Annotated in this window: 14 protein-coding genes; 1 reads left to right on the top strand and 13 read right to left on the bottom strand. The window is 31.9% G+C overall.

Going from position 1 to position 12,295, the window contains the following annotated elements:
- Positions 1-109: 109 nt before the first annotated feature.
- The 13 genes from G9F70_RS01725 to G9F70_RS01665 all read right to left on the bottom strand — a co-directional run bounded on the left by G9F70_RS01725 (position 110) and on the right by G9F70_RS01665 (position 11,288).
- Positions 110-508, bottom strand: a complete 399-nt coding sequence (locus G9F70_RS01725) for a F0F1 ATP synthase subunit epsilon (RefSeq protein ID WP_164945792.1) — start codon at positions 506-508, stop codon at positions 110-112.
- Between the two features lie 43 nt (positions 509-551).
- Entirely contained in the window at positions 552-1,949 is a 1,398-nt protein-coding gene (atpD, locus tag G9F70_RS01720; protein WP_164945791.1) for a F0F1 ATP synthase subunit beta, read from the bottom strand.
- Between the two features lie 15 nt (positions 1,950-1,964).
- Positions 1,965-2,819, bottom strand: a complete 855-nt coding sequence (gene atpG / locus G9F70_RS01715) for an ATP synthase F1 subunit gamma (protein ID WP_164945790.1) — start codon at positions 2,817-2,819, stop codon at positions 1,965-1,967.
- A gap of 94 nt (positions 2,820-2,913) precedes the next feature.
- Entirely contained in the window at positions 2,914-4,431 is a 1,518-nt protein-coding gene (gene atpA, locus G9F70_RS01710; protein WP_164945789.1) for a F0F1 ATP synthase subunit alpha, read from the bottom strand.
- A gap of 16 nt (positions 4,432-4,447) precedes the next feature.
- Positions 4,448-4,981: a F0F1 ATP synthase subunit delta gene (locus G9F70_RS01705; RefSeq protein WP_164945788.1), complete on the bottom strand. Its 534-nt coding sequence runs from the start codon at positions 4,979-4,981 to the stop codon at positions 4,448-4,450.
- A 1-nt stretch (position 4,982) separates the two neighbouring features.
- Positions 4,983-5,462 carry a F0F1 ATP synthase subunit B gene (locus G9F70_RS01700; RefSeq protein ID WP_164945873.1) on the bottom strand — a complete coding sequence of 160 codons (480 nt, stop codon included), beginning with the start codon at positions 5,460-5,462 and terminating at the stop codon, positions 4,983-4,985.
- Between the two features lie 66 nt (positions 5,463-5,528).
- Entirely contained in the window at positions 5,529-5,774 is a 246-nt protein-coding gene (atpE, locus tag G9F70_RS01695; protein ID WP_164945787.1) for an ATP synthase F0 subunit C, read from the bottom strand.
- Between the two features lie 33 nt (positions 5,775-5,807).
- Positions 5,808-6,488, bottom strand: a complete 681-nt coding sequence (locus tag G9F70_RS01690; protein ID WP_164945786.1) for a F0F1 ATP synthase subunit A — start codon at positions 6,486-6,488, stop codon at positions 5,808-5,810.
- Positions 6,489-6,492: 4 nt separating this feature from the next.
- Positions 6,493-6,867, bottom strand: coding sequence for an ATP synthase subunit I (locus G9F70_RS01685; protein WP_164945785.1), 375 nt, complete (start codon positions 6,865-6,867; stop codon positions 6,493-6,495).
- A gap of 682 nt (positions 6,868-7,549) precedes the next feature.
- Positions 7,550-8,674 carry a non-hydrolyzing UDP-N-acetylglucosamine 2-epimerase gene (gene wecB / locus G9F70_RS01680; protein ID WP_164945784.1) on the bottom strand — a complete coding sequence of 375 codons (1,125 nt, stop codon included), beginning with the start codon at positions 8,672-8,674 and terminating at the stop codon, positions 7,550-7,552.
- 70 nt (positions 8,675-8,744) lie between these two features.
- A complete protein-coding gene (locus tag G9F70_RS01675) occupies positions 8,745-9,773 on the bottom strand; it encodes a glycosyltransferase family 4 protein (RefSeq protein WP_164945783.1) in 1,029 nt (342 codons plus the stop codon).
- A gap of 78 nt (positions 9,774-9,851) precedes the next feature.
- Positions 9,852-10,340 (bottom strand): deoxycytidylate deaminase, encoded by a 489-nt coding sequence (locus G9F70_RS01670; protein WP_164945782.1) that lies wholly within the window; start codon positions 10,338-10,340, stop codon positions 9,852-9,854.
- Between the two features lie 219 nt (positions 10,341-10,559).
- A complete protein-coding gene (locus G9F70_RS01665; protein WP_164945781.1) occupies positions 10,560-11,288 on the bottom strand; it encodes an ATP-binding protein in 729 nt (242 codons plus the stop codon).
- Positions 11,289-11,471: 183 nt separating this feature from the next.
- Here G9F70_RS01665 and G9F70_RS01660 point away from each other — a divergent pair, with 183 nt between their 5' ends.
- Positions 11,472-12,167, top strand: a complete 696-nt coding sequence (locus G9F70_RS01660; protein ID WP_164945780.1) for a Crp/Fnr family transcriptional regulator — start codon at positions 11,472-11,474, stop codon at positions 12,165-12,167.
- The last annotated feature ends 128 nt before the right edge of the window (positions 12,168-12,295 follow it).

Genomic DNA, 12,295 nt, shown 5'->3' with positions numbered 1-12,295 from the left:
TATATTACTAATATATAAAATTTCAATGAAAATGTGCTAAAAAAAATTTAACCAGATTTTTAAGCATAAAAAAAATGGAAATAAATTAATATCTCCATTTTGTAATCTATTATTCTTTTGTCTTCATTCTCATAATTGATCTTAATATAGCATTTTCTGCTCTTTTAACATCAATTCCATCCTTATGAAGTAATCTTTCTTCTGCTCTTTCCTTGGCCTTTTTTGTTCTTAAAATATCTATATCTTCTGGCCACTCACAGGCACTGCATAATATTTCTACGTTGTCCGTATATACTCTCAATATCCCTGTTGATGTAAAGACTTTTAATTCTTTACCAGATAAATCTGTAAATATTGTAACTGTTGGTTTTAAGGTCGATACTATAGGAACATGCTCAGCAAGAATACTAAATCTCCCATCCTCACCTTCCGTGTTCAGCCTCAGGATTTCGCTACTATAAAACTCCTTTTCAGGAGTAAGTATAGTTAGTTTTATATTTTTTGCCATATAAAAACACTGACCTTTCTAGGTATATATTCTTAAAAATATCTTATTCACTAGCCATAGTTTTTGCTTTTTCTATTGCTTCTTCTATAGTTCCAACAAACATAAATGCTGCCTCTGGTAACTTGTCATGCTTGCCTTCAAGAATTTCCCTAAATCCCCTTACTGTTTCTTTTACAGGTACAAATTTCCCCTGCATTCCCGTAAATTGCTCAGCTACAGTAAATGGTTGTGATAAAAATCTTTGAACTTTTCTTGCTCTTAATACTACTATTTTATCTTCCTCAGATAATTCATCTAGCCCTAATATTGCAATAATGTCTTGAAGTTCTTTGTATCTTTCAAGAATATGTCGAACTTTTATTGTAACATCATAATGTTCTCTACCAATTATTCTAGGATCAAGCATTGTTGAAGTAGATTCTAGTGGGTCTACTGCTGGATAAATTCCAAGTTCAACTATCCCTCGAGATAGCACTGTAGTAGCATCAAGATGACTGAATGTAGTAGCCGGAGCAGGGTCTGTTAAATCGTCTGCTGGTACATATACAGCTTGAACTGATGTAATAGACCCTTGCTTTGTTGAGGTAATTCGTTCTTGTAATTCTCCCATTTCCGTAGCAAGTGTTGGTTGATAACCAACGGCACTTGGTATTCTGCCCAGTAGCGCAGATACTTCTGAACCAGCCTGTGTAAATCTAAATATATTATCTATGAATAACAGTACATCTTGCCCATGATCTCTAAAATACTCTGACATTGTAAGACCAGTTAATGCCACTCTCATTCTAGCTCCAGGTGGCTCATTCATCTGACCAAAAACTAAGGCTGTTTTAGATATAACTCCTGATTCTTTCATTTCATTATAAAGATCATTACCTTCACGAGTTCTCTCACCAACTCCGGTAAATACCGAAAGTCCATTATGTTCTTTTGCAATATTATTCATGAGCTCTTGAATAAGGACAGTTTTTCCAACTCCCGCTCCACCAAAAAGACCAATTTTTCCACCTTTTTGATATGGTGCTATTAAGTCTATTACCTTAATCCCTGTTTCAAACACCTCAGGCTCAACAGACTGCTCTTCAAAAGTTGGGGCTAATCTGTGAATAGGCATATATGTATCTACTTTAACGTCTCCCATTTCATCCATAGGCCTTCCAAGAACATTGAATAGCCTTCCCAGTACTACATTTCCAACTGGTACTGTTATTGGATTACCTGTGTCAAGAGCCTCAAGCCCTCTCCTTAAACCTTCAGTACTTTCCATAGCTACTGCTCGTATAATATCGTCACCAATATGTTGCTCAACCTCAGCTACAACTACCCTATCTTCCATCTGAATTTCAATGCTGTTATAAATATTAGGAAGACTATCTGAGTCAAACTTTATGTCTATAACAGGGCCTACTATTTGAACGACTTTTCCTATATGTCCTGGCATTGTTTTCTCTCCTTTTTACCTTTGAGCTTCTGCTCCTCCAACTATTTCTGCAATTTCTTGTGTAATTGCACTTTGTCTAATTCTATTATAACTTAAATTAAGCTTATCAAGTATATCATTAGCGTTGTTAGTAGCTGATCCCATAGACTCCATTCTAGCCCTGTGCTCACTAGCTTTTGAATGTAGCAATGAATTAAGCATTTTGCCACCTAGAAATAAAGAAATAATTTCATAAAATGTTTTTTCATTTATTTCACTAATGTCTACATAGGCTTTATTACTGTTATCTTTGTTATCAAAGTTTAGAGGAAGTAGCTTTTCAATTTTAACTTCATTTTTTAGCGCTGAAACAAGCTTTTTATAAACGATGTAAACTTCACCCACATCACCACTTATATACATACTAAGTGCATGATTAATAATAGTAGCAGCTTCCTTTTCAGAAGGTGGATCAGAAATTTCAACGTATTCAGCCACCGTTTCAATGTTAAGCTTTTTAAATATAATTCGTCCCTTTTGACCTACAATAATTATATTATAATCTTCTTTACTAATTTTCAAGCTATCAATAATTTTATTTGCTACTGACCAATTAAAGCCGCCACAGAGACCTGTGTCTGAGGTCAATACAACATACAGTTTTTTGCTGTTATTATTTCCTCTCATATAGATACTATCTTCTTCATAATTTTCTTTAACTTGCTTAATAGTTTCCTCAAGCGCATAAAGATAATTATTATTAGTATCTACTTTTTCCCTTATTTTTTTATATTTAGATGTGGCGACTAGTCCCATGGCTCTGGTGATTTTAGTAGTGTTTGTTATGGATTTTATTCTTCGTTTAATTGCAAGAAGCCCCATACCTGCCATGTTTCACCTCTCCTCCGCCTCCATAAATATATTATGAAGGCAAATTAATTATCACCTAAAGGTGGTGTATCAAGTATTTCCTTTTGAAATGTGATTAATACTTTTCTATTGAAAATATTTTTTTAAACTCTTCTATAGCATCAATAAGTTGTTGCTTTATTTTATCATTTAGTGCTTTTACATCTCCTATTGCCTTACCTACTTCTCTATGATGTGTATCCATGTACTCCAAAAATTCATTTTCGAATCTGGTTACTTGATGTACTGGAATATCCATAAGATAATTATTAGTTCCAGCAAAGAAAATCATAACTTGATTTTCTACTGATACTGGCATATATTGATCTTGCTTTAATATTTCAATTAATCTTTTTCCTTTTTCGAGTCTCATTTTGGCATCGCTATCAAGATCCGTACCAAATTGTGCAAAAGCTGCAAGTTCCCTATATTGAGCGAGTTCTAGCCTTAAAGTTCCTGTAACTTGTTTCATAGCTTTTATTTGAGCATTTCCACCAACTCTTGATACAGATATTCCAGCATTAACAGCGGGTCTTTGTCCTGAATGGAAGAGTTCCGCCTCAAGAAATATTTGACCGTCTGTTATGGAAATAACATTAGTTGGTATATAAGCCGTAACGTCTCCTGCTAGAGTTTCTATTATCGGAAGAGCAGTTAATGATCCCCCACCCAATTTATCTGAAAGTTTTGCTGCTCTTTCTAATAATTTTGAATGAATATAGAATACATCTCCTGGGTATGCTTCTCTGCCTGGCGGTCTACGAAGTAATAGTGACATAGCTCTATAGGCTACCGCGTGCTTAGATAAATCATCATACACTATTAATACATCTCTGCCCTTGTTCATAAAGTATTCTCCCATGCTGCATCCAGCATAAGGTGCCAAATACTGAAGTGGTGCTGAATGAGAAGCTGTTGATGCTACAACTATTGTATAATCTAAGGCTCCCATTTCAGATAGAGTGTTAACAATATGTGCAACAGTAGATTGTTTCTGACCAATGGCAACATATATACATACAACATCTTTGCCCTTCTGATTTAAAATAGTGTCTATAGTTAAAGCTGTCTTACCTGTTTGTCTATCCCCAATTATAAGTTCTCTTTGTCCTCGCCCAATTGGTACCATAGAGTCTATTGCTTTTATACCTGTTTGAAGAGGTACTTTAACGGATTGTCTTTCAATAACTCCAGGGGCTTCTACTTCTACTGGTCTTGTCTCTGTAGTCTTAATCGGACCCTTACCATCTATTGGAACACCTAGAGAATTTACAACTCTTCCGATTAGTGCTTCCCCAACGGGAACTTCAACTACTTTACCACTTCTCTTTACTACGTCACCTTCTTTGATACCTTCTCCGCTTCCAAGTAGTACACATCCCACATTGTCTTGTTCTAGATTTAGAGCCATGCCATATACTCCACCTGGGAACTCTAAAAGTTCACCTTCCATGCAATCATCCAAACCATACACTCTAGCAATCCCATCACCTATTTGAATTATGGTTCCTGAGTCAACAGTGTCAATTTTCTTTTCATATCTCTCTATTTCTTTCTTTATTATGGATGTTATCTCTTCTGGTTTTATATTCATAAACTCACCTCTATTCCTATTTAAACATTAATTTTTTCATTTCGTCTAATTTATTTTTTATTGTACCATCAATAACGTCATCGCCAACCCTAATATATACCCCACCTATAATGTTTTTATCTAGTTTTTCATGAAAGATAATCTTCTTATCATACATTTTAAATAATTTCATTCGTAAGTCTTCTTTTTCAGAATCGTCAAGAGGTATTACTGTTACAACATCCACCAGTAGGGTATTGTTACGCTCTAAGTGGATTTTTTCCATTTCTTTAAGTTTTTCTTCAGTATACATTATTCTATCTTTTTCTATAAGAATAAGTAAAAAAGATAAAAGATCCTCATCAATTCTGCCCTTAAAAATATTTATGAACATTTTCTTTTTTGCAGAAGTACTTATTTGCGGATATTTAATAACTTTAAGAAACTCATCATCATTCTTCATAAGTGAAACAATTTCCCTGAGGTCACTTAAATATTCTTCTACTTTTCCTTTTTCCTCAGCAACTGTGTATAGTGCTAGTGCATATCTCTTGTCTAAATATTCATACATCTTAGCTACCTACCTTAAATATAAAGTCCTCAATCAATCTTCTGTGTTCTTTTTCATCTATATGCTGTTCAAGAGCTTTTTCAGACAATATTAAAGATAAATCTATAACTTGTTTTTTAATTTCACTTTGTGCTTTTTCTTTTTCTCTTTCAATTTCAACTCTTGATCTTTCCAAAATTAGATTTGCTTCTTTTCTTGCGTCTTCGACAATATCCTGGGAAATATTTTCTGCATTAACTTTGTATTCCTCGACTATTTCTCTTCCTTTTATCTTTGACTCATGCAATAATCTTTCTTTTTCTTTTCTTGAAATTTCTGCTTTTTCTTCATTATCTTTAGCATTCTTAATAGATGTATTTATTCCATTTTGCCTGTCATCCATTATCTTATTTACTGGCTTACTAAAAAAGTACTTTAAGATATATAGCAATAAAATAAAATTTATTATAGTGAATATAATTGTAGGAAAATCTATGCTCAAATTCATAATCTATTAAAGCCCCCTTTAGTCCTAATTTCAAAATTTTTCATTTTGATATGTACCATATTACTTAAATGCTAAAATTAATGCTATTAAGAATGCATAGATAGCTGTAGCTTCTGAGAAAGCAGCACCTATAACTAACGTACTAATTATAGATCCCCTAGCTTCTGGTTGTCTTGCAACGCCCTCTACAGCTTTAGCTGCAGCATTACCTGTTCCTATTCCTCCGCCTATACATCCTATTGCTGCAAGACCTGCGCCTATTGCAGACATCGCTGTGACAAATACTTTTGGATCGATGTTATTCATATTGAATTCCTCCTTATTTTTTTAAAACTAGATTTAATGTTCTGCTATGACTTTTATATTAACCATTGTCAACATAACAAAAATAACCATTTGAATAATTCCATCAAATAAATCAAAATAAAAATGTAAGGGTATTGGGACAATTAATTGGGCGAACCCATTCAAACTAGCTAAACTTTTATATGCCAATTCTATTATTACAACACCTGCAGTCATGTTTCCAAATAATCGAAAACTTAATGATACTGGTAACATAACTCTCTCTATTAGGTTAATAGGTAATATAAATGCATATGGTTCAACATATCCTTTAAAATAGTGTCCTAGGCCTATCTTTTTAATAGCAAACCATTGAACAACAACGAATGTTATTAATGCTAATGCTAATGCTACACTATAATCCACTGTTGGAGGTGTAACACCTATCAGTCCCGTGAGATTTACAATACTCAAGAAAATTACTATTGTCGCTATATAAGGTACAAACCCCATATACTCTTCTCCCATATTATCTCTAACAAGATTGTTTATAAAATCCATAATTATTTCTATTATATTCTGCTTCTTATTAGGAATTACTTTTAAGTTTCTTGTAAGGCATATACATAATATAGCTACTATAGCTATTATGCACCACTGAACAAATATACTTTCTACAATTCCAATACTGTACCCAAAGAATTTAATATGAAATAACGGCACTACTTTATCCATTAAATCACTTCCCTCCACCGTTTTTATTATTTAATCCGTAACACACTAAAGATATGAATTGTGAACTATATCCGAAGATATATGCAATTATATTGAACATATTGTGTCTGCCTATCGCAAACCCAATCACACTCACCAGTAAAACCCTAATGAAAGACCCTATTACTATTATGCCTGTATTTTTTACATTTTTACTATCAAGAGAATACTCCACTGTAATTCCATTAACATAAAAATTTATTACTGCTATTAATAGCCCTAATAAAAAAAATAATGCATATGGCTTAGCTGTAAAATAAATCACTGCAGTAAAAATTAAGGAAATAAAAAAATCATATATAAGAATTTTTTTAAACATATTTTTAAAATCACTATTCACTTTTTCCTTCTCCTCGCCATATACTAACAAATTCTATTATAGTCTACTAATTTTCATAAATAAAACCTAGAATTTCTCAATTATTCGATATATAGACGCATTTAAGTCTGTTTTTTAAAGAAAATCGCCTCTTTCCTCTGAATATATCTATATTATGATATATTCCGACTTTTTAAATAATTTGCAATTATATTTTTCAATTCTTCTATTTCTTTTAACATGCTTAACATTCTTAATATTCTTAATATTCAGGCCAAAATTTTCAATACTATTGATTTTAGTAACATTTAAGAACTTTTTATTATAATTTTTATTTAGTTAAACATTTACAAAAACCTTATAAGAACAAAAATTTTACGTTAATTTTTGTATTTTTATAAACAATTGCAATATTGCATTTTATATAATTCATTTTCTTGCTATAATATTTTTATTGTTTACAGTATTCTTACCATTCATCACTAAAAATATGCATTAAATTATTCTTATTTCACTCACTATAAGCTTTTAAATACCGCATATCAGGATAAGTAATACTTTTAAGCACCTCCGATTGTTGTATTTCGATATGATTTTCTTAACATTGAAAACTTTTATTTTTAAAGTTTTCATTTGTGTAAGATACTAAAAAAATAGGTTTAATAATTTAATTTCTAAATTATTAAACCTATTTTAACAATATTTAGTATATCTTAAAATACTTTAATAGTGAATCTACTATTTTAGCAGAAGCATTTCCATCACCATAAGGATTGATTGACCTACTCATGTGATCATACTCCTCTGAATTTCTTAAAAGCTTATTAGCATTTGATACAATTTCCCCTACATCTGTTCCAACTAACCTTACTGTACCAGCATGCTGCGCTTCAACTCTCTCTGTAACATCCCTAAGCACCAAAACCGGTTTACCTAGATGAGGAGCTTCTTCTTGAATTCCTCCTGAATCGGTCATTACTAGGTAACATTTTTTCATTAAATTGTGAATTTCACCCGTGTCAATAGGGCTTAGCAAATGTATTCTATCTACACCTTTTAAAATACCGCTTACCATATCCTTTACTACTGGATTGGGATGAACTAAATACAATACTTCTACATCTTTATTTTCGCATACAATAATTTTCAGTGCATTACATATATTCTCAATTCCACTTCCCCAATTTTCTCTTCTATGAGCCGTAACAATAATAACTTTTTTATTTTTATAATCAATTGCATTTAGCTCATTATTTTCAAAAATATACGCTTCTTTAATTGTAAACTTCATAGCATCTATAACTGTATTTCCTGTAACAAAAATAGCACTCTCGTCTACTCCTTCTCTTAATAGATTTTCCTTAGATGTAGTAGTAGGCGCAAAATGTAAATCTGCTAGTGCTCCAGTTAGCTTCCTATTAATTTCTTCCGGATATGGAAAAAACTTGTTATGTGTTCTAAGACCAGCTTCTACATGACCAACTGGTATTTTTCTATAAAAAGCTGCAAGGGATGCAGCAAATGTAGTGGTAGTATCTCCATGTACAAGCACTATATCCGGCTTCTCATTTTCAAAGGTTTCCTCTAAACCCTCAAGTACAGAGCAGGTTATCCCTGTTAAGCTTTGTTTTGATTTCATTATGTTTAAGTCATACTGAGGCTCTATGTTAAAAACTTCCAATACTTGGTCTAATAGTTCTCTATGCTGAGCCGTTACACATACCACACATTGTATTCGAGAATTTTTTTCTAGCTCTTTAACTAGAGGTGCCATTTTTATAGCCTCAGGTCTTGTACCAAATATAACTATAACTTTAATATTTCTCACTAGGGTAACCTCCTAATTTAACTCAATTTAAATTATAACCACATGTAAATCAGTAATTATTAAATCCAAACTATTCTTTATGTTGGAAAATGCCATATTTCCAGGCTGCTGAAACTGTTATAACTGCTGTGAGTCCTAACAAAAAATATGCCCTTTGATTACTCATTTGCATTGCTATAATTGCAATCCCACCTAGCACAGCACTTATAAAATACATAATAATAACTGCTTGCTTTTGGCTGAGTCCCATATCCAAAAGCCGATGGTGCAAATGACCTTTATCTGCTTGCATTATAGATTTTCCATTAGCTTTCCTTCTAATCATAGCAAAAAGGGTGTCATAAATGGGTAATGCAAAAGCCAAGATTGGTACCGCTATAACAAATGCTGTTGCAGATTTAATAGCACATTGAATTGAAATTGCAGCTAGTAGAAACCCTAGTAATTGAGAGCCCGTATCCCCCATAAAAATAGAGGCTGGATTAAAATTATAGGGTAAAAACCCTAAAATCGCTCCACTTAAAACAGCTGTTAAAAATGCTGCCTCCAGCCTTCCACTAATTATAGATACTATCATTAAAGTAACACAGGATATAAATGCTATTCCTGCTGCCAGGCCATCTAATCCATCTATTAGATTAAAAGCATTAGTCACACCTACAATCCATATTATTGTTACGGGAATACCAACCCACCCTATGTTTAGATAAGGATAAAATTCTCTAAAAGGATTAGTTAGGATTGATATCCTTACACCTGACATTAAAAGGCATACAGCAGCCATAATTTGTATTAGAAGCTTGTATTTAGGACTTAATTCTTTAATATCATCTATCATTCCACCCATAACAATTATAGTCGCACCAACAATTATACCTATTTGAGAATTTGTTAAAATTCCATTATATAAAATTGCGCCTATAACAAAAGATATATATATAGCGAGGCCTCCCATAATTGGAACAGGTTTCTTGTGAACTCGCCTTTCATCCTTAGGAATATCAATGGCATTAACAAGTATTGCAAATCTCTTAACTAAAGGGGTAATTATAAAGGAAATTAAAGCTGTAATTATCGCTAAAATATAAATATTACTCATAAAAAAACCTTTCTTTCACAAAAACAGTGTTTTTATTTGATAAATATAGTTTAAATCATCACCTAGGGTGCTGACATATTAATATCCACCATCACCTTGAAGTGAATCATCATTTTCTATCCATTCTTCTACATATACGATTTTATACTGTATTTTGCTATCTCTAATTATTACCTTATCTATACCCGAATTAATTATAAATCTCTTGCATAAAGAGCAAGGAGATGCATTATTAACTAATTCACCATTACTAACTTCTTTTCCAACTAAATACAAAGTTGACCCTATCATATCATTTCTTCGAGCTGATATAATTGCATTTTGTTCTGCATGTACCGATCTACAGAGTTCATACCTTGTGCCTCTTGGAATTTTCAATTCTTCTCTTCTACACACCCCTAAATCGCAACAATTCGCTCTACCTCTAGGTGCTCCTGTGTATCCAGTAGACATAATTTCATCATTCTTTACTATTATAGCTGCAAAATTTCTCCGCATACAAGTCCCTCGTTCAGATATGGTTTCACATATATCTAAATAATAATTATGTTTGTCAATTCTTCCCATAAATATACCTCACATAAATATATTTTAATTATGTAGATGAGAAATCAAAACTAAATCTATAATCTAATAATCAATCTATACCATTTTACACTAAAAAATCAAGAATTTAAAGTGTTTAATACTGTATTTATATTAATTTACTATAAACTAAAGAAAGTATATATTATTTTTCATAATATATACTTTCTTAAATATAGTTTTAAAGAGTGGCTATAAGTCTTAAATTATTACTCCGCTTATACCGATAGTTACCTCTTTATAAGTTACTATTATTCCAGCCTCAAGCATAGCTCCCTTTACAGAACTAACAATACCTGCACAACAAGGTACTTCCATTCTAACTACAGTAATACTCTTAATATCATTATTTTTCAGTATTTCACAGATTTTTTCTTTATAATAATCATTGTCATCAAGCTTTGGACAGCCTATCAAAGTTACCCTTCCCTTAATAAACTCCTTATGAAAATTTCCATAAGCATAAGCTGTGCAATCTGCTGCAATCAATATATCTGCACCATTCAAAAATCCAGCCTTAGAATTAACTAATTTTAACTGCACTGGCCATTGATTTAATTCAGAAGATACTGATACTTCCGCCATCTTATCTATTTTATTAGGCATCTGTTTTATCTTTAAATCAACATTTCTTTTTATGGACTTTTCCATTGTACCAGGACATCCACAAGGCAAATTAGGCTTCGCAGCATGTTTCTCTTTTTTCATTTCAACAGCCTGTAGATCATAGTCTGCAGCATCTCTTTGGATTATTTTAATAGCATCTGTAGGACACTGCGGTAGACAATCCCCCAGTCCATCACAATACTCATCGCTTATTAATTTAGCCTTGCCACAAACGAGCTCTATGGCACCTTCATGACAACCGCTTACACATATTCCACAACCATTACATTTATTTTCATCTATACTAATAATATCTCTTTTCATTTTAACGCCTCCTGAATTTTTTTATATATTTTCTTTAAATTACATTTAAATAAATAACACTTAATTTCATTTGTTTTATCGAACCCAGCAATGATTTAATTGACTGTATATACAAATTATATTAGAATTACTTATGATAATATGTAACCCATGTTACCAAATTAAAAATTTGAGGGTGATTTTATGGATAAACTAATAGATTGTTTAAAGCATTGTATTTTATTTAAAGGTTTAACTTATGATGAATTACAAAATTTAATTAAAAATATAAATTACTCTATTTCCGATAACTGCAAAAACTGTGATGAATGCCGCACTTGCATAGTGGCATTAGAAGGCGATATCTGCGACTATTTAGGAATTGTAATGGCGGGTGAGCTTGAAGTACAAAAGCACTATGCCAGTGGTAAAGTTGTTACCCTGGCAAAATTAAATATAGGAAAAACCTTTGGTGAAGCAATAGCTTTTTCAGAGACAAATATATACCCAGCTACCATAGTATCATCTAAAGGTTCAGTGATACTTTATATTTCAAAAAAAGATATTATAGCTATGTGTAGCTCCTACCCTAAAGTATTGAATAATTTTATGCAACTTCTATCTAGTAAAATTCTTTTATTAAATAGAAAAATTAAAGAACTATCTTTTGAAACACTAAGACAAAAGATTTCTAATTACTTACTCTCTCAATACGAAATTCAAAAAACCACAGCCCTTACTCTTCCTATGTCTAGAAAAAGCCTCGCTGAACATCTAGGTGTTCAAAGACCTTCCCTTTCAAGGGAGTTTGTTAATATGAAAGAAGATGGCTTAATAGATTTTAATAAGAGTTTAGTTAAAATAAAAGATTTAGAGGCTCTTGAAGATATATTAGTTTAATCTAAAAATGTAGAGCATTTTTTACTTTTTTCATGTAAATATTAAATTTTACTTGATAATAGTTATCCGTTCATGTATAGTTATTATTATAAGTAATCTAAGTTCAAATTTCCTATTTACATAGTAAA

This window comes from Clostridium sp. FP1, from assembly GCF_011065975.2.
GTDB classification, from domain to species: Bacteria; Bacillota; Clostridia; order Clostridiales; family Clostridiaceae; genus Clostridium_AD; species Clostridium_AD tagluense.
This window is presented reverse-complemented; position numbering and strand designations above follow the sequence as displayed.